The sequence below is a fragment of the Mycobacterium asiaticum genome (assembly GCF_001668675.1).
GTDB lineage: Bacteria > Actinomycetota > Actinomycetes > Mycobacteriales > Mycobacteriaceae > Mycobacterium > Mycobacterium asiaticum_D.
On record NZ_LZKQ01000033.1, the window covers coordinates 25,643 to 43,602 of the forward strand.

Sequence of the window (17,960 nt, forward strand, 5' to 3'; positions counted from 1 at the left end):
CGCGGTGAAACGCGCATGACAGGGTTGGGTTGTCGTTTAGTCTCCCGTCATGGATCGCATTTGGCAGTGGGCGTGGGATCGATACAAAGCGAGGTACGGCTGGGCGATCTTCGCGATCAGCTTGGTGGTTGTGCTCCCGACCTGGCTGGTCTCGGCGATGATGATCACCGCTTACGAGCACTCTGCTCACTACGTTCAGGCGGCCGCCGTCACCGTTGCCGCCGCGCCGGTGTTGGTTTATGGCGATTTCTTGCCCGGATTAGGCCGCATCCGGTCAGTTGAGCGGTGGGCAGCCGGCCAGCAAGTGGATCGGACGACGGCGTTGGAGGACAGCTACGCCTACGTTCGGGAGGCGTTTCTCCGAAGCGTAATCGTCACTACCTTTTGGGCGGTCGTGGTTTCGGTCAGCATCGGTGCAATTGCGGGTGCGAGCGCCTCGCGGCTTGTCCAGTACGGGATTTGGGGTGCCGTCCTCGGCGCCAGCACCCAACTCGCGGCATTCCACAGCTTCGTGGAAGTATCGCTACGGCCGGCGCGAGTTGCGCTGACCGGCGGTACGGGAATTGGGGATTCTCTGCCCCGCGCGCGTCCGACTTTTGCGGCGTGGACCAACGCGTTCATGGTCTGCGCCGCTTTCGTGTTCGCCCTCGCGGGCGCAATGCTGGCGGCGGTTCTCCCTCAGAGCGGTGAAGTTCCCATAATTACCGTCGCAATCGCTTGTGGGTTGGCCTTCGGCATGGGAGTGCCGATCACCCTTCTCTCCTCGTTTTCGCCGTCCTTGCAACCCATTCGGGACCTCGCCGCAGGAACTGAACGTGTTACGGCGGGCGACTACAGCCAACGTCTTCCGGTAGTCCAAGACGATGACCTGGGTGCGCTGGCCGCCTCATTCAACCGCATGCAGGCGGGATTGGCTGAGCGGCAACGACTTCAAGCCGCGTTCGGCACCTACGTCGATCCCGTTCTCGCGACCCGACTACTCGAGCAGGGTGACGACGTGTTCGCGGGTGAGCGTCGCGAGCTGACGGTGGTATTCATCGACATCCGCGACTTCACCCCATACGCGGAAGCCAATACCGCCGAGGACACCGTCGCCCGACTCAACGCTCTATTCGAGATTGTCGTGCCCGCCGTCGTCGGCGCTGGGGGGCACGTCAACAAGTTCCTCGGCGACGGCGCGCTGGCAGTCTTTGGCGCACCGAATGACCTTGCCGACCACGCTGACGCGGCGCTAAGTGCGGCCGTATCGATCCAACGCCTCGTCGCCGAGCGGTTCGGCGGGGAGCTTCGGATCGGCATCGGGATCAACACGGGCGTGGTGATCGCCGGCACCATCGGCGGCGGGGGGAAACTGGAGTTCACCCTGATCGGTGACGCTGTCAACGTCGCCGCCCGCGTCGAACAATTGACCAAGACAACGCGCGACGCGATACTGCTCACCCAGCGATCGGCCGATGCCCTAAGCACTCGTCCGCCCGGTCTCATCGACCGGGGATTTCATGAGTTGAAAGGGAAGTCAGATGCGGTGCGGATCTTTGCCTTGCGCGCCGTCGAGACTTAGCACCCGCTCGTGCCCGGCAATTGGCAACTGTTGCCGCTACTGTGTGCGGACTGCCGGACTGAGCACACATCCGGGTCGGCAGGCGGCGGCTGTGTTGGGCATGGCCACGAAATCCCGGTGCGGGATGTTGCCCGCTCACGGAGCTAGGAGTGCTGATCGAGACGACCAGCGGGCCGCGGAACCGAAGTGTGGTGTTCTCCGGAAGTACTGGCCGCACTCGATGCGTTCACAGCACGCGTGGGGCGGCGAGCCTGGTCGACGTCGCTGACACGCTATTGACGAAGTTGCACAGCCCACTCAAATACACCCTGACCTGCGCAAACTCTGTGGAGCTAAGGGGATTCGAACCCCTGACCTACTCGATGCGAACGAGTCGCGCTACCAACTGCGCCATAGCCCCTGATCGCTAAGCAGGCTACCAGCCGTAGCCCCGAAGGACCGAACCGTGCACTACTGTCCGACCGCGCGTGGCAGATCCCGCGGCCAGCCGTAGTGGCGCATGGACGTGGCGTACTCCAGATGCTCGAAGATCGGGTCCTCGTCGTCGATCTCCAGCACCACCGCACCCGGGCGGCGCAGCCGCGACGGCACGAGGTCGTATTCGCGGTCCTCGGTGTTCTCCACCCCGAGCCGCGCGCGAGCCATCCGTTGCATCCGGCGGCGGCGTACCTTTTCCTCGATCCGCGTCTGCCGGCGCAGATAGAACAGATAGAACAGCGTGACCGTCGTCGCGGTGCCGCACAGCCACCAGGCTTCCGGCGTCACCTCGAAGGCCGCGATGGCCGAACCCACCAGCACCACCGCCATCACCATCAGCACCTTCTTGCGGAAGGCGTACTTGCGTGCGCTGACGGCCGCGGCGGTCTTGTTGTCATACCGGCGACGCCGGTTGACCCCCGACGCGTAGGCCGGCGGAGCGTCGCGCTCGTCCTCGTCGTCCTCTTCGGGCTCCAAACCCGAAGAGTCCTCGACGTATTCGTATTCGTCCTCGTCAAGTTCGTCGTCAGCGGCCTCGGCACGGGCTTCGGAGGATTCAGGCTCGGCCTCTGCCACACCATCTTCCACGACGGCCACCTCGGGTTGCTCGGCCTGCGCGCTGGCACCCACCGGCAGCGCGGCGGCATCCTCGTCGATCACGTCGACGTCGAGGTAGTCCGGCTCGTCGGCAACCTCAACGCCCTTGTCCACCTTGGTCATTGCGGTGATCACCGAACGGCGGCGCATCACCACGTCGGTGTCCTCGTCCTCCAGGACCGGCATGTCCTGATCGTGGTCTTTGTCGGCGTCGGCGAACGGCGCGTCGATCGGCTCGGTCTCCCACTCGTCCTCGGGCTTCCAGTCCGGATCGCTGCGGTGCCCGGCCGCAGGCCCGGATCGCTTGAGCAGCCGGGAGCTCGCACCACCGTTGAGCACCCTGGTCGCCAACGCAACGTCGCTGGTGCGCCGGACCGCGTCGCGCTTGCTGATCAGCATGGGTACCAGCACGAACAGCCACAGCACCACAAGCGAGATCCACAACAACGACTGCGGGATGCTTGGCATGATGACCTGCTCTCTTCGGTTCCGCTCCCCCGCGAGGCCTCATCTCTGGCCAGCGCGGGCCCGGTCACTGCGACCAGGGCAATTACACACCTGTAATTTCGCTTTTCCAAGCATCACACGCCACATATGTCACGCTAGCCACACTTTTATTTCGGTTTCCTCAAGATGGCGCGTCCTCGGCGCGGCCAGTCGACCACCGCTTCCGCCGAGCGTCACCCCTGAGTGGCGGTCAGCGCCGAGCGTCGCGCTAGCGTGACGCTCGACGACAGCGGCACGCCCGCGCGGCCACATCGAGAAGTCAGACCCAGCTGGCGCGTCCGGCGCGGACCAGCGACGACGCCACCGATCCGTAGACCTCCTCCACGGTCAGCCCCACCAGCAGGTGGTCCCGCCAGGCCCGGTCCACCTCCAGGTAACGGCGCAACAGCCCTTCTTCACGGAACCCGGCCTTGGCCAGCACCGCGCGACTGGCCGCATTCTCCGGCCGAACCGTGGCCTCGACCCGGTGCAGCATCACCGGACCGAAGCAGTGGTCGACCCCGAGCGCCACGGCGCCGGTGGCCACCCCGCCGCCGGTGCACTCGCTGTAGACCCAGTAGCCGATCCACGCCGAGCGCAACGCGCCATGCGTGACGTTGCCGATGGTCAGCTGTCCACAGAACTGTCCGTCCAGTTCGATGACGAACGGCAGCATCCGGCCCTTGCGCGCCTCGGCCCGCAGGCCGGAGCACACCGCCGGCCACGCGGCCACCGCGTGCCGCATGGTCCAGTCGCCGTCGGCGCTGGGCTCCCAGGGCTCCAGCAGCGCGCGGTCGGCCAGCCGGATCCGGCTCCACTGGGCCCCGTCTCGCATCCGGGCCGGCCGCAACCGGATGACCCCGGCGTCGACACGCAGCGGTCCCACGCTCATCGGCCAGCCGGGATGCCGGGAGCTGGACCGCAACAGATTCACGAGACCAAGGCGGGCTCAGCCATGCTGAGCCAGGAAGGCAACGTCGACGATCTCCCCCGTGCGAATCTGCTCCGCGCCGCTGGGAACCACGACCAGACAGTTCGCTTCGGCGAGGGTGGCCAACAGATGCGACGACGCCCCCGGTGCCCCGCCTAACGCCTGCACCAGATATTCGCCGCTCTCCTGGTCCCGCATCAGCTGGCCGCGCAGGTAGCCCTTGCGCCCGGCGACAGAGGTGATCGGCGACAGCGTGCGGGCCTGCACGATCCGTCGCATCGGATGACGCTTGCCCAGCGACAGCCGGATCAGGGGCCGGACCATCACCTCGAAGACCACCAGCGCGCTCACCGGGTTGGCCGGTAACAGGAAGGTGGGCACCCCGTCGCGGCCCAGCTGCCCGAAGCCCTGAACCGAGCCCGGGTGCATCGCGACCCGCACCACTTCCATATCGCCGAGTTCGGAAAGCACCGCCCGGACCGCCTCGGCCGCCGCGCCGCCAACCCCGCCCGCGATCACCAGCACCTCGGCCCGGTTCAACTGTCCCTGGACGACGTCGCCGAGTTCGCGGGGGTCATTGCTGACGATGCCGACGCGATTCACCTCGGCGCCGGCGTCGCGCGCGGCCGCCGCCAGCGCGTAGGAGTTCACGTCGTACACCTGGCCGTTGCCGGGGCTGCGGGAGATGTCCACCAGCTCACCGCCGACAGCCATCACCGACACCCGCGGACGCGGATGGACCAACACCCGTTCCCGGCCGACCGCGGCCAGCAGCCCCACCTGGGCGGGGCCGATGATCGTCCCGGACCGCACCGCGACATCACCCGGTTGCACATCGTCGCCGGCCCGCCGCACATAGGCGCCCGACGGCGCCCCGCGCAGGATCCGGACCCGGTTCATCCCACCGTCGGTCCAGCGCAGCGGCAGCACCGCATCGGCCAACGTGGGCAGCGGCGCCCCGGTCTGCACCCGGGCCGCCTGGCGCGGCTGCAACCTGCTGGGCGTGCGCGCGCCGGCCTCGATGGTGCCCATCACCGGCAGGACCACTCCATCGCGACCCTCGACACCACCGTCATCGGCGACCGCTTCGAGCGTGCCCGCATCACCCACGCCCAGGACGTCGACGCTGCGCACGGCGTAGCCGTCGATGGCGGCCTGGTCGAATCCGGGTAGCGGTCGTTCGGTCACGACTTCCTCGGCGCATAACAGTCCCTGCGCTTCGGCTATGGCAACCTTGATCGGCCTCGGGGCCACCGCCGCGGCCGATATCCGGGCCTGTTGCTCTTCTACAGAACGCACCGTGCGCCTTCCTGCCGTGCGGGCCCGAACCCGACGCCGGCGTGCCGGCTACTGTTCGGTCAGGCCCAATCGCGCTACCAACCACCGCCGCAATTCCGGGCCGTAGTCGTCACGATCCAATGCAAAGTCAACCGCAGCCTTGAGGTAGCCGCCGGGATTTCCCAAGTCGTGTCGGGATCCGCGGTGCACGACCACATGGACCGGATGACCCTCGGATATCAGCAGCGCAATGGCGTCGGTGAGCTGTACTTCACCGCCGGCGCCCCGGTCGATGCGGCGCAGCGCGTCGAAAATGGCGCGGTCGAGCACGTAGCGTCCGGCCGCGGCATACGGCGAAGGGGCGTCCTCGGCCTTGGGCTTTTCCACCATGCCCTTGACCCGCAAGACGTCGTCACCGCCGTCGGGAACCGGCTCGACGTCGAAGACACCGTAGGCACTGATCTCCTCCGGGGACACCTCGATGGCGCACAGCACCGTGCCGCCGCGCTCGGCGCGCACCTGCGACATGGTCTCCAGCACGCCGGTCGGCAGCACCAGGTCGTCGGGCAACAACACCATCACGGCGGTCTCGTCCGCGGCCAGGGTGGGCTCCACACAGCTGATCGCGTGCCCCAGCCCCAGCGGTTCGGCCTGCACGACGGATTCGACCTTGATCAGCGCTGGGGCGCGCCGGACCTTGGCCAGCATGGCCTTTTTTCCTCGGGCCTCGAGCGTGCCCTCCAGCACCAGGTCCTCGACGAAGTGCGCGACGACGCCGTCCTTGCCCTCGGAGGTGATGATCACCAGACGCTCGGCGCCGGCTTCGGCCGCCTCCGCGGCGACCAGCTCGATGCCGGGCGTATCGACGACGGGCAGCAGCTCTTTGGGCACCGTCTTGGTCGCGGGCAGAAAACGCGTACCGAGACCGGCGGCAGGGACGATCGCCGTGAACGGGACCGGAACTCGTGAAGCTGAGGGTATTGACATCGCTCACACCATATCTCTCACCGGCTGGGTAACCACTGTCCTGCGTTGAAAACGCGGGTCCCGCCCGGGTCTGTCATCGTTGACGCCATGGGCACCGCAAGCAAGGCCGCGTTGCGGGAGAGACTCGCGGCGGCCCGGCGCCGGGTACCCGACGAGGTGCGCGCCGCCGACGCCGTCAAGCTCATTGACCACCTGGAGCAGCTGGTAGACCCGCACAGCACCGTCTGCGCCTATGTGCCGGTGGGCTCGGAACCCGGCTCGCTCGACATGCTTGACGCGTTGCTGCGCCGCGCGGGCCGGGTGCTGCTGCCGATCGCGCGCACCTCGGTCGACGACACGCCGTTGCCGTTGCAGTGGGGGGAATACCGGCCAGGCGGGCTGGTGTCAGCGCGGTGGGGATTGCTCGAGCCGGCTCCGCCCTGGCTGCCGGGAGAGGCGCTGGGCGAGGCCAGCCTGGTACTGGTACCGGCCCTCGCGGTCGACCGCCGCGGCGCGCGGTTGGGCCGGGGTCGCGGCTTCTACGACCGGTCGCTGGCCGCCCGCGACCCGCGCGCCCGGTTGGTCGCAGTGGTGCGCGACGACGAGCTGGCCGACGAGTTGCCCAGCGAGCCACACGATGTGCCGATGACGCACGCGCTCGCTCCGGGACGAGGATTAATCGCCCTGCCGATCGGGAATGAGTGACATCACGTGGCGGTTCTAGCACTTGAGACGGTAGAGTGCTAAGTCAGACTTGATGACCACCGGAGGTTTTTGTGCCGACGTACAGCTACGCGTGCACCGAATGCGGCCACCGCTTCGACAAGGTGCAGGCCTTCACCGATGACGCGCTGACCACTTGCGAGCAGTGCTCCGGCCGGCTGCGCAAGCTCTTCAACTCGGTCGGAGTCGTGTTCAAGGGCAGCGGTTTCTACCGCACCGACAGCCGCGAATCCGGCAAGAACGGCAAGAAAGAGGGCAGCTCGACCAACGGCTCGTCCTCGGGCGACTCCGGCTCGAGTTCCAGCTCGAGCTCCAGCGACAGCAAGTCATCCGGCTCGACCGAGAAGGCCGCCTCCGCCACCGCCGCCGCGTCCACCTAAGCGGTTATCCACACACCGGCTGCGGCCGGCAGCAACCGACGGTCCACTGTGCCTACGGTGACCGCGTGCATGAACCGCCGCTGAATCCATCACTCTTCAGCCGTATCTCGACGGTGTGGCGTCCGGACTGGACCAGGACCGTACTGGCCCGACGGCTGGCCGCCGGCGGACTCGTCGTCTTGGCCGGCATTGCCGCGCTGCGGGCCAATCCGGACGGCGATCGCGTGGACGTGCTGGTCGCCGCGCGCGATCTGGGCCCCGGTACTGCACTCACCGCCGCTGATGTGCGATCCGAAAGCCGTTTGGCCACAACGGTTCCCGACGGCTCGCAGGCGGACCCGCATGCGGTGCTCGGCGCGACGCTGGCCGGCCCGACCCGCCGCGGCGAGGTGTTCACCGACGTCCGACTGCTCAACAGCCGCCTGGCCGAGTCCACCGCAGGACCAGGCGCAAGGATCGTGCCGCTGCATCTGACCGACGACGCGCTCGTCGACTTGATCCGGGTCGGCGACGTGGTCGATGTGCTTGCCGCGCCCGCCAACGGAGCGCAGCCGTCGGCACCCGCGGTGAGCAGGGTCATCGCGACCGACGCAATCGTGGTGCTCGTGTCGGCGAAGTCAAAGCTCCAGTCCAGCGAGGGTGACCGCGTAGTGTTGGTTGCGCTGCCGGCTCGCGTGGCGAACACGGTGGCGGGCTCGGCGCTGGGTCAGACGGTGACGTTGACCCTGCATTGAGCGCGTTGCCACCGTTGGGCACGTGACCGATAGCAAACTCGGTCCAGTCCAGGAAGGGACGTCCTCATGCTCAAAGGGTTCAAGGAGTTTCTCTCGCGGGGCAATATCGTCGACCTGTCCGTCGCGGTGGTCATCGGTACGGCGTTCACGGCGTTGGTCACGGCCTTCACCGACAGCATCATCAAGCCGCTGGTCAGTTCGATCGGTGTCGGCAAAGATCCGAATATCGGCGCCCTGAACATCCACGTTGCCGGCGCCTTCTACATCAACCTCAACGTGGTGCTCGCGGCGGCAATCAACTTCCTGCTGGTCGCCGCGGTGGTGTACTTCCTGGTCGTGCTGCCCTACAGCAGGCTGCGCAAGCAGGGCGAGGTCGAACAGGCCGACGACGCGCAGGTGGTCCTGCTGCAAGAGATCCGCGACCTGCTCGCCCAGACCAACGGCGATTCCTCCACCGGAAAGCACGGCTCCCACGAAGCGCCCGAGGTTTCACCGCCACCCAACTACGGGCCGCGCGCCGACGCCTAGCCTCGAAAGTCAGATCTCCAGGCTGGACAGCTGCCCGATGATGTAGGCGGCCAGCGGATTCAGCGTGGCCATCCCGTCGCGCACGGCGTAGCGGGAACCGGCCAGGTTCACCACCAGCGTGCTGCCCGAGACACCGGCCAGCCCGCGCGACAGGCCCGCGTCGGTGATGCCCGCGGACAGGCCGGAGCCACGGATGGCCTCGGCAATGCCCAGGATCTCCCGGTCCAGAATTTCGCGGGTGGCCTCGGGAGTGACATCGCGCGGCGTCACACCGGTGCCGCCGACCGACACCACCAGGTCGACCCCGCCGATCACCGCGGTGTTCAGCGCGTTGCGGATCTCGACCTCGTCGGCTTCGACCGCCACCACGCCGTCGACCACGAAACCGGCCTCGGTGAGCAGTTCGGTGACCAACGGGCCGCTGTGGTCCTCGTCGCCGTGCGCGGTGCGGTCGTCGACAACGACAACCAGAGCCCGGCCCACCACCAACTCCGCACCCTGTTCCATGGGTGCCACCGTATATCCGAGGTCAGACAGCTGACCCTCCGCGTTCATCACTGCTCTGCCTTCCCGAGCGTCACCTGCACCGTGCGGGTACCGCCGGCCGGATCCTGATAGGTCAGCGTCACTTTGTCACCCGGGGCCTTCGAACGAACGGCGGCCACCAACGCGTCGGCGCTGTTGATCGTGCGGTCGTCGACCTTGGTGACGACGACCCCCTTGGGTAGCCCGGCGTTGGCGGCCGCGCCGTTGCCGACGACCTCCATCACCTTGGCACCCGGCACTCCCTTGTCCGTGGTGACCTGCACCCCGAGAGACGCGTGCGACGCCTTGCCGGTGCTGATCAGCTCGTCGGCGATGCGTTTGGCCTGGTCGACCGGGATCGCGAAGCCCAGGCCGATCGAGCCGCTCTGGGCATCGCCCGAGTCCGCGCCCAGGGTGGCGATGGCCGAGTTGATGCCGATCAGCTGCCCGTTCATGTTCACCAGCGCGCCCCCGGAGTTACCGGGGTTGATCGCGGCGTCGGTCTGGATCGCGTCGAGGACCGTGTTCTGGTTGCCGGCCTCACCGGTGGTGGACACCGGCCGGTTGAGTGCGCTGACGATCCCCGTGGTCACGGTGCCGGCCAGGCCCAGCGGCGATCCGATGGCCAGCACCGGCTGTCCAACCCGCAGGCCGGATGACGAGCCCATGGCGATCGGCGTCAGACCGGACGCGCCCTGCACCCGGATCACGGCGATGTCGCTGGTGGGATCGGCACCGACCACCGAGAACGGGGCGGTGCGACCGTCGGAGAACGTCACCGTCGTCTTGGGCGGAGGACTGCCCGCGGGCGGCTTGGCGGCCGCCGCAACGACGTGGTTGTTGGTCAGGATCAGCCCGTCCGCCGACAGGATCACGCCCGAGCCCTCCTCGGATTGGCGACCCAGGTCGGTCTCCAGCATCACGACGCTGGGCACCACCTTGGCGGCCACCTGCTCGACCGAGCCCGGCGGCATGTTGGCTGCCGGCACGCTGGGCGCGCCGCCCGACGCGGCCGTCGTACCGGGGGTGCCGCCAGTCGTGTGACCCAACTCCACCACGGTCGCCGCCGTTCCGCCGATACCGGCGGACACCACCGCGATGGCCAGCGCACCGAAGATCAGCCCGCCAGACCGGCGCCGGCGGGGCGGCGGTCCCATCGGCGGCGGCATCATCGCCGGGATGGGCCCCGGCCCGGTCCCGCCGGGAATCGGACCCGGCCCAGTGTGGATCGGATGCGAGCCGGTTCCGGTGGGTATCGCATGCGTGCCCGTGTTGCCCGGTATCGGGCCCGAGCCGGTGTGGCCGGGTATCGCGCCCACGCCCGTACCGCTGAGCGGGTCGTAGGAGGACCGGTACTGCGGCTGCTGCGGCGACTGATAGCGCCAGTCGAACTGCTGGTTGTAGTGCTGCTGCCCGTGGGCATAGGCAGGCGGCACCGGCTGGTTTGGCGCGGCGCCATAGCCAGGCTGCTGCGGCGGTGGCGAATACCTCGGGTGATTCGTCATGACGCTAGAACGCTCTTCTCTACTTCGGGGGCTCGGGTAAGGCCGACTCGCGCATGCCTTGCGTGCATGGCTTTGGTCTTTAACACTAACTGCACAACCACCTTGCGTGCGCGAACTAAGAATCGACTGAGATGACGTTCGCCGAACCCCGTGAGTCCGCGCCGTCTCCGGAGTCGGGCTGATCAGATGTTGCGGGCGGCTCGTCCGTTGCGTCGTCGACCTCGGCCGGATATGCCGGCGCGGGCATCGGGCGACCGGGAAGCAACACGAAAATCGATGTGCCCGGCGGTTGTTTGCGCGGGTCGGTGTCCTCGACGCGCAACGATCCACCGTGATTCAGCACGACCTGTTTGACAATTGCCAGACCCAGACCGGACCCGGGCATCGCGCGCGCCGATGTCGAGCGGTAAAAGCGCTCGAACACCAGGCGCCGTTCCTGCGGGGGGATGCCGGGACCCTGATCCGACACCACCAGCTCGGCGTGGGACGGGTCCAGTTGGCGCAGCACCACTCCCACATGACCGCCCGGCGGACTCCATTTGGCCGCGTTGTCCATGAGATTCAGTGCCGCTCGCGATAACCCCGCCGTGTCGCCGTAGACCTGCCACGGGATGATATCGACGTCGAAGTGAACGTCGTTGCGGCGCCGGCGAACTCGTTCGAGGCTACGGTCGATGACGTCGGCCATGTCGACCGGCTCGTGCACCGCGTGACCGGCGTCACCGCGGGTGAGATCGACCAAATCGCCTACCAGAGTTGACAATTCCTCGATCTGGGCCAACACGTCGGCGCGCAGATCCACCATCTCCTGCTCGGGTAACCGCGGCGCGCCCGGCTCCATCGAGGCCATCAGCAGTTCGACGTTCGTGCGCAACGACGTGAGCGGGGTGCGCAATTCATGTCCGGCGTCGGTGACGAGTCGCGTCTGGCGATCCCGCGACTCGGCCAATGCCCGCAACATCAGATTGAAGGCCTCAGTGAGCCTGGCGAGTTCGTCGCTGCCGAACACCGGGATGGGCCGCAGGTCGTCGGTGCGCGCGACACGTTCGGCCGCTTCGGTGAGGCGACCGACCGGACGCAGCCCGGCCCGGGTGACCATGCCGCCGGCCACCGCGGCGACCGCAACACCGACGCCCCCGACCATCAGCAGCACAAAGCGCAGTTTTCCCATGACGGCTTCGGTCGGCCTCAGACTCTTCGAGATCAGAAGCGAGCTGCCGTTGGGCAGATGAATGGCGAGTACGCGCTGATCGGACGCGGTGCGCCGGGACATGAACAATTCACCCCGGATGACCGCCTTTTCCGGTGTGCCGACCGGCAGCGTCTGGCCCGGCTGGTTGGCGGTGTAGATCGATTTGCCGGGGTTCACCAGCATGGCGTTGACATCCGAGTAGGCGGTGCCTTCGATCGCCTTGCCCGGGTCGGCGGCCAGCGAGCCGCTGGCGATCAGCAACTGCGCCCGGCTCTGCAGCTGGTTGTCGATATCGCTGTACAGCGCGGCCGAGATCACCGCATAGACGGCGAACGACATCAGCAGCACCACCATCGCCACCATGGACATCGCCAGCAGCATCACCCGCCACCGCAGCGACAGCGAGCTGGTGGCCCGCAACGGTGCGCGCCTCACCCGGCCAGGACGGCGGAGCCGAAGTATCAAGGCGGGGTTTCGCGTAGCACGTAACCCACGCCGCGGACGGTGTGGATCAGCCGCGGCTCGCCGTCGGCCTCGGTCTTGCGGCGCAGATACCCGACGTAGACCTCGAGGGCGTTACCCGAGGTGGGAAAGTCGAATCCCCACACCTCTTCCAGAATCCGGCTGCGGGTCAGGACCCGCCGCGGGTTGGCGATCAGCATCTCCAGCAGCGCGAACTCGGTGCGGGTCAGACTGATGCGGCGTTGCCCGCGGATCACTTCACGGGTGACCGGGTCCAGGCTCAGGTCGGAGAAGGTCATCGCCACCGACTCCGCGGCGTCGTCGGGCTTGGTGCGCCGCAGCAACGCCCGCATCCGCGCCAGCAGCTCCTCGAGGGCGAACGGCTTGGGCAGGTAATCATCGGCGCCGGCGTCCAGCCCGGCGACGCGCTCGGACACCGAGTCGCGGGCGGTGAGCACCAGAATCGGCAGGTCGTCGCCGGTACTGCGCAGCTGACGGCACACTTCCAGACCGTCCAGCCGCGGCATCATCACGTCCAGGACCAGCGCGTCGGGCCGGTCACTGGCGATCAGCTCGAGCGCCTCGACCCCGTCGTGGGCCAGGTCAACCGAGTAGCCGTTGAAGGAAAGAGACCTGCGCAGCGACTCGCGCACTGCGCGATCGTCGTCGACGACAAGTATTCGCACGTCGCCTAGTTTCGTACGAACGCCTGAGAGCGGCCTGAGAGGCGCGCCGAGGTATTAACGCTTGTCGAGGTCGATGAGGCCCAGGCGGGCGGCCTTGAGCAGCCGACGAGGCACCTTGTGCTTCTGGCCGGCCACGGTGACGCCGACCAGCTCGGTCGAGGTGGCCTTCCACTGCGAGCGCCGGCTGCGGGTGTTCGAGCGCGACATTCTGCGCTTAGGTACGGCCATGGTCGGGCCTAACTCCTCGGTCGGGGTTACGGACGGGTGTGTCGCGCTTCATGACCTGGACGGCCGAACGGCGACAGTTGTTGTCAAGGGTAGTCGGTGAGCCGCCGGTCGCCAAAATGACGGGAGGCGCCGAGCCAGTTGGCGGGATACCCGCGCCACCCGCTAACCTACCGGTTGGTTGGTTGCTCGACTGCGCTCGCCGCGCATCCCAATGGAGGGAGGACGCATTGGCCCCCGAGTCTGGTGCCGTGCGTATCGCGAACTGTTCCGGTTTCTACGGTGACCGGTTGTCCGCCATGCGCGAGATGCTCACCGGCGGCGAAGTGGACTTCCTCACCGGCGACTATCTGGCCGAGCTGACCATGCTGATCCTGGGCCGTGACCGGATGAAGAACCCCGACCGCGGCTATGCCAAGACCTTTCTGACCCAGCTCGAGGAATGCCTGGGCCTGGCTCACGAGCGCGGCGTGCGCATCGTGGCCAACGCCGGCGGTCTGAACCCGGCCGGTCTGGCCGACGCGGTGCGCGCCCTGGCCGAGCGGCTGGGCGTGCCGGCACGGGTCGCCCATGTCGAAGGCGACGATCTGCAGGCCCGGGCGGCCGAGTTGGGACTCGGTTCGCCGCTGACGGCCAACGCCTATCTGGGTGGCTGGGGCATCGCGGACTGCCTCAATGCCGGGGCGGATGTGGTGGTGACCGGCCGGGTCACCGACGCCTCGGTGATCGTCGGATCCGCGGCCGCGCACTTCGGCTGGGGCCGCACCGACTACAACCAGCTCGCCGGGGCGGTCGTGGCCGGTCACGTCATCGAGTGCGGCGTGCAGGCCACCGGCGGTAACTTCTCCTTCTTCACCGAGATACCGGACCTGACGTACGCCGGCTTCCCGTTGGCCGAGGTCAACGTTGACGGCACCGCCGTCATCACCAAGCACCCGGGCACCGGCGGCCTGGTCAGCGTCGACACAGTCACCGCGCAACTGCTCTACGAAATCACCGGGGCCCGGTACGCCAACCCCGACGTGACGGCCCGGATGGACAGCATCGAGCTGTCGTCCGACGGGCCCGACCGGGTCCGGATCAGCGGAGTGGTGGGTGAACCGCCGCCGCCCACCCTGAAGGTGTCGCTGAACAGCATCGGCGGGTTCCGCAACGCGATGACTTTTGTGCTGACCGGGTTGGACATCGAAGCCAAGGCGGAATTGGTGCGGCGTCAACTCGAAGCCACGCTGACGGTCAAGCCCGCCGAGTTGGAATGGACGCTGGCCCGCACCGACCACCCCGACGCCGACACCGAAGAGGCGGCCAGCGCGCTGCTCAGTTGCGTGGTGCGCGATCCCGATCCCGCCAACGTGGGACGCAAATTCTCCGGCGCCGCAGTGGAATTGGCGTTGGCCAGCTATCCGGGCTTCACCGCCACCACCCCTCCCGGCGACGGCCAGGTGTACGGAGTGTTCACCCCCGGCTACGTCGACGCCGGCCTGGTGCCGCACATCGCGGTCCACCCCGATGGCACGAGAAGCGAAATCGCGCCGGCCACAGAGACCTTGGCTTTGGAGCTGGCCGAGACACCGGCGCTGCCCGACCCGTTGCCGGCCGGGCCCACCCGCCGAGCGCCGCTCGGTTTGATCGCCGGCGCCCGCAGCGGCGACAAGGGCGGGTCCGCCAACGTCGGTGTCTGGGTGCGCACCGACGACCAGTGGCGCTGGCTGGCCAACACACTGACCGTCGAGCTGCTCAAGGAACTGCTTCCCGAAACGGCCGACTTGCCGGTGACCCGGCACGTGCTGCCCAATCTGCGGGCGGTGAACTTTGTAATTGAGGGAATCCTCGGGCAAGGCGTCGCCTACCAGGCGCGCTTCGACCCGCAGGCCAAGGGGCTGGGCGAATGGCTGCGCAGCCGCCACGTCGATATTCCAGAAGGACTGTTATGAATCTGTGGACCACACCGGAGCGTGAGCAGCTGCGAAAAACGGTGCGCTCCTTTGCCGAACGGGAAATTCTGCCGCACATCGACGAGTGGGAACGCAGCGGCGAATTGCCGCGCGACCTGCACCGGCGGGCCGGCGACGCGGGCTTGCTGGGCGCCAACTTTCCCGAGTCGGCTGGCGGTGGCGGCGGTGACGGCGCCGATGCGGTGATCATCTGCGAGGAGATGCACGAGGCCGGCGCGCCGGGTGGGGTGTTCGCATCGCTGTTCACCTGCGGCATCGCGGTGCCGCACATCATTGCCTCCGGGGACGAGCGGCTGATCGAGACCTACGTGCGGCCCACGCTGGCGGGCGAGAAGATCGGCTCCCTGGCCATCACCGAGCCCGGCGGCGGTTCCGACGTCGGTCACCTGCGCACCAGCGCGGTCCGCGACGGCGACCACTACGTGGTCAACGGCGCCAAGACCTACATCACCTCCGGGGTCCGCGCCGATTACGTCGTCACCGCGGTACGCACCGGCGGCCCTGGCGCGGGCGGGGTTTCGCTGCTGGTGGTCGACAAGGGCACACCCGGTTTCGAGGTGAGCCGCAAGCTGGACAAGATGGGCTGGCGGTCCTCGGACACCGCAGAGCTCTCCTACACCGACGTGCGGGTGCCGGTAACCAACCTGGTCGGCGAGGAGAACAGCGGCTTCGCCCAGATCGCTCAGGCATTCGTCTCCGAACGCATCGGGCTTGCCGCGCAGGCGTATTCGAGTGCGCAGCGCTGCCTGGACATCACCGCGCAATGGTGCCGCGACCGGGAAACTTTCGGCCGTCCGCTGATCTCGCGGCAGGCCGTGCAGAACACGCTGGCCGAGATGGCCCGTCGGATCGACGTCGCCCGGGTGTACTCCCGGCATGTGGTCGAACGGCAGCTGGCCGGCGAGACGAACCTGATCGCGGAGGTCTGCTTCGCCAAGAACACCGCCGTCGAGGCCGGCGAGTGGGTGGCCAACCAGGGCGTCCAATTGTTCGGCGGCATGGGCTATATGGCCGAATCGGAGATCGAACGCCAATACCGGGACATGAGGATCATCGGCATCGGCGGCGGGACCACGGAAATTCTGACCGCGCTGGCGGCCAAGCTGCTTGGCTACCAGTCATGATCGTTCTGAATCGTCGGAGGTGGTCATGACCGTCCTGCGGTCCACGCTCGACCCGAACGCCGACACCTTCGCCGAGGCGGCAGCCGCCGCGACCACCAAGCTCGACGAGATCGCCGCCGAATTCGCCAACGCCGTCGAGGGCGGCGGTCCCAAATATGTGGAACGCCACCATGCTCGCGGGAAGCTGACCGCTCGGGAACGCATCGAGCTGCTGGTCGACCCGGACTCGCCCTTCCTGGAGTTGAGTCCACTGGCGGCGTGGGGCAGCCCGTTCAAGGTCGGCGCCAGCACGGTCACCGGCATCGGCGTCGTAGCGGGCGTGGAGTGCATGATCGTCGCCAACGATCCCACCGTCAAAGGTGGCACCAGTAATCCCTGGACGCTGAAGAAGATTCTGCGCGCCAACCAGATTGCGTTCGAGAACCGGCTTCCGGTCATCTCGCTGGTGGAATCCGGCGGCGCCGACCTGCCCACCCAGAAAGAGATCTTCATCCCGGGCGGGCGCATGTTCCGCGACCTGACCCGGCTATCTGCCGCCGGGATCCCCACCATCGCATTGGTTTTCGGTAACTCCACCGCGGGTGGTGCCTACGTTCCCGGCATGTCCGATCACGTCGTGATGATCAAGGAACGCTCGAAGGTGTTCCTGGCCGGTCCCCCGCTGGTGAAGATGGCCACCGGGGAGGAGTCCGACGACGAGTCGCTTGGCGGCGCCGAAATGCACGCCCGCATCTCGGGTTTGGCGGACTACTTCGCCGTCGACGAGCCCGACGCGATCCGCATCGGACGCCGCATCGTGGCTCGGCTGAACTGGAAGAAGCAAGGCCCGCAGCCCAATCCGGCGACCGAGCCGTTGTTCGATGCCGAGGAGCTGATCGGCATCGTGCCCGCCGATCTACGCATCCCGTTCGATCCGCGCGAAGTGATCGCCCGCATCGTCGATGGCTCCGAATTCGACGAATTCAAGCCGCTGTACGGCTCCTCGCTGGTGACCGGCTGGGCGCAGCTGCACGGCTATCCGATCGGCATCCTGGCCAATGCTCGCGGCGTGCTGTTCAGCGAGGAATCCCAGAAGGCCACCCAGTTCATCCAGTTGGCCAACCGCTCCGACACGCCACTGTTGTTCCTGCACAACACCACCGGTTACATGGTGGGCAAGGACTACGAAGAGGGCGGCATGATCAAGCACGGCTCGATGATGATCAACGCCGTGTCGAACTCGACCGTGCCGCACATCTCGCTGCTGATCGGGGCTTCCTACGGCGCGGGCCACTACGGCATGTGCGGGCGCGCCTACGATCCCCGGTTCCTGTTCGCCTGGCCCAGCGCCAAATCCGCGGTGATGGGCGGGGCCCAGTTGTCGGGTGTGCTGTCGATCGTGGCCCGGGCTGCGGCCGAAGCCCGCGGCCAGCAGGTCGACGAGGCGGCCGACGCCGCGATGCGGGCCGCCGTCGAAGGCCAGATCGAGGCCGAGTCGCTGCCCATGGTGTTGTCCGGGATGCTCTACGACGACGGGGTGATCGACCCGCGCGACACCCGCACCGTGTTGGGAATCTGTTTGTCCGCCATCGCCAATGGCCCGATCAAGGGGACGTCGAACTTCGGCGTCTTCCGGATGTGAGTCC

Annotated in this window: 17 protein-coding genes and 1 tRNA gene; 8 read left to right on the forward strand and 10 right to left on the reverse strand. The window is 67.4% G+C overall.

The genetic code is table 11. The annotated features are described in order from the left end of the window. The first annotated feature begins 49 nt into the window (after window positions 1-49). Window positions 50-1,561, forward strand: a complete 1,512-nt coding sequence (locus A9X01_RS02925; RefSeq protein WP_065119210.1) for an adenylate/guanylate cyclase domain-containing protein — start codon at window positions 50-52, stop codon at window positions 1,559-1,561. A gap of 327 nt (window positions 1,562-1,888) precedes the next feature. Here A9X01_RS02925 and A9X01_RS02930 read toward each other — a convergent pair. The 5 genes from A9X01_RS02930 to A9X01_RS02950 form a co-directional block, all read right to left on the reverse strand. Further along, window positions 1,889-1,961 (reverse strand) — tRNA-Ala (locus tag A9X01_RS02930). 50 nt (window positions 1,962-2,011) lie between these two features. Beyond that, window positions 2,012-3,103: a divisome protein SepX/GlpR gene (gene sepX, locus A9X01_RS02935; protein ID WP_065119211.1), complete on the reverse strand. Its 1,092-nt coding sequence runs from the start codon at window positions 3,101-3,103 to the stop codon at window positions 2,012-2,014. 298 nt (window positions 3,104-3,401) lie between these two features. Beyond that, on the reverse strand, window positions 3,402-4,055 hold the full coding sequence (locus A9X01_RS02940) for a GNAT family N-acetyltransferase (protein ID WP_081282185.1): 654 nt from the start codon (window positions 4,053-4,055) through the stop codon (window positions 3,402-3,404). 15 nt (window positions 4,056-4,070) lie between these two features. Then, window positions 4,071-5,351 (reverse strand): molybdotransferase-like divisome protein Glp, encoded by a 1,281-nt coding sequence (glp, locus tag A9X01_RS02945; RefSeq protein WP_065119213.1) that lies wholly within the window; start codon window positions 5,349-5,351, stop codon window positions 4,071-4,073. Between the two features lie 48 nt (window positions 5,352-5,399). Next, window positions 5,400-6,317: a UTP--glucose-1-phosphate uridylyltransferase gene (locus A9X01_RS02950; protein WP_065119214.1), complete on the reverse strand. Its 918-nt coding sequence runs from the start codon at window positions 6,315-6,317 to the stop codon at window positions 5,400-5,402. A gap of 87 nt (window positions 6,318-6,404) precedes the next feature. On the opposite strand from A9X01_RS02950, the gene A9X01_RS02955 reads away from it, so the two are divergent. The 4 genes from A9X01_RS02955 to mscL all read left to right on the forward strand — a co-directional run bounded on the left by A9X01_RS02955 (window position 6,405) and on the right by mscL (window position 8,661). Next, the gene (locus A9X01_RS02955) at window positions 6,405-7,001 is read left to right on the forward strand and encodes a 5-formyltetrahydrofolate cyclo-ligase (protein ID WP_065119215.1); all 597 of its coding nucleotides are present in this window, start codon (window positions 6,405-6,407) and stop codon (window positions 6,999-7,001) included. 71 nt (window positions 7,002-7,072) lie between these two features. Continuing rightward, on the forward strand, window positions 7,073-7,399 hold the full coding sequence (locus tag A9X01_RS02960; RefSeq protein ID WP_065119216.1) for an FmdB family zinc ribbon protein: 327 nt from the start codon (window positions 7,073-7,075) through the stop codon (window positions 7,397-7,399). A gap of 65 nt (window positions 7,400-7,464) precedes the next feature. After that, window positions 7,465-8,133: an SAF domain-containing protein gene (locus A9X01_RS02965; protein WP_065119217.1), complete on the forward strand. Its 669-nt coding sequence runs from the start codon at window positions 7,465-7,467 to the stop codon at window positions 8,131-8,133. Window positions 8,134-8,199: 66 nt separating this feature from the next. Continuing rightward, window positions 8,200-8,661 (forward strand): large-conductance mechanosensitive channel protein MscL, encoded by a 462-nt coding sequence (mscL, locus tag A9X01_RS02970; protein WP_065119218.1) that lies wholly within the window; start codon window positions 8,200-8,202, stop codon window positions 8,659-8,661. Window positions 8,662-8,670: 9 nt separating this feature from the next. Here mscL and A9X01_RS02975 read toward each other — a convergent pair whose 3' ends face one another. The 5 genes from A9X01_RS02975 to rpmF form a co-directional block, all read right to left on the reverse strand. Then, the gene (locus A9X01_RS02975; protein ID WP_065037151.1) at window positions 8,671-9,216 is read right to left on the reverse strand and encodes a MogA/MoaB family molybdenum cofactor biosynthesis protein; all 546 of its coding nucleotides are present in this window, start codon (window positions 9,214-9,216) and stop codon (window positions 8,671-8,673) included. Then, window positions 9,216-10,691, reverse strand: coding sequence for a S1C family serine protease (locus A9X01_RS02980; RefSeq protein ID WP_065119219.1), 1,476 nt, complete (start codon window positions 10,689-10,691; stop codon window positions 9,216-9,218). The genes A9X01_RS02975 and A9X01_RS02980 overlap by 1 nt, the downstream gene beginning before the upstream one ends. Window positions 10,692-10,806: 115 nt before the next feature. Then, window positions 10,807-12,264, reverse strand: a complete 1,458-nt coding sequence (locus A9X01_RS02985; protein ID WP_253848902.1) for a HAMP domain-containing sensor histidine kinase — start codon at window positions 12,262-12,264, stop codon at window positions 10,807-10,809. Between the two features lie 80 nt (window positions 12,265-12,344). After that, window positions 12,345-13,031 (reverse strand): two-component system response regulator MprA, encoded by a 687-nt coding sequence (gene mprA, locus A9X01_RS02990; protein ID WP_065119220.1) that lies wholly within the window; start codon window positions 13,029-13,031, stop codon window positions 12,345-12,347. Window positions 13,032-13,085: 54 nt separating this feature from the next. Beyond that, entirely contained in the window at window positions 13,086-13,259 is a 174-nt protein-coding gene (gene rpmF, locus A9X01_RS02995) for a 50S ribosomal protein L32 (RefSeq protein WP_036364355.1), read from the reverse strand. Window positions 13,260-13,507: 248 nt separating this feature from the next. Here rpmF and A9X01_RS03000 point away from each other — a divergent pair, with 248 nt between their 5' ends. The 3 genes from A9X01_RS03000 to A9X01_RS03010 are packed head-to-tail and all read left to right on the forward strand — an operon-like array spanning window position 13,508 to window position 17,956. Continuing rightward, window positions 13,508-15,190 (forward strand): acyclic terpene utilization AtuA family protein, encoded by a 1,683-nt coding sequence (locus A9X01_RS03000; protein WP_155771897.1) that lies wholly within the window; start codon window positions 13,508-13,510, stop codon window positions 15,188-15,190. Continuing rightward, window positions 15,187-16,335 (forward strand): acyl-CoA dehydrogenase family protein, encoded by a 1,149-nt coding sequence (locus tag A9X01_RS03005; protein ID WP_065119222.1) that lies wholly within the window; start codon window positions 15,187-15,189, stop codon window positions 16,333-16,335. The genes A9X01_RS03000 and A9X01_RS03005 overlap by 4 nt, the downstream gene beginning before the upstream one ends. 25 nt (window positions 16,336-16,360) lie before the next feature. Beyond that, the gene (locus A9X01_RS03010) at window positions 16,361-17,956 is read left to right on the forward strand and encodes an acyl-CoA carboxylase subunit beta (RefSeq protein ID WP_065119223.1); all 1,596 of its coding nucleotides are present in this window, start codon (window positions 16,361-16,363) and stop codon (window positions 17,954-17,956) included. The last annotated feature ends 4 nt before the right edge of the window (window positions 17,957-17,960 follow it).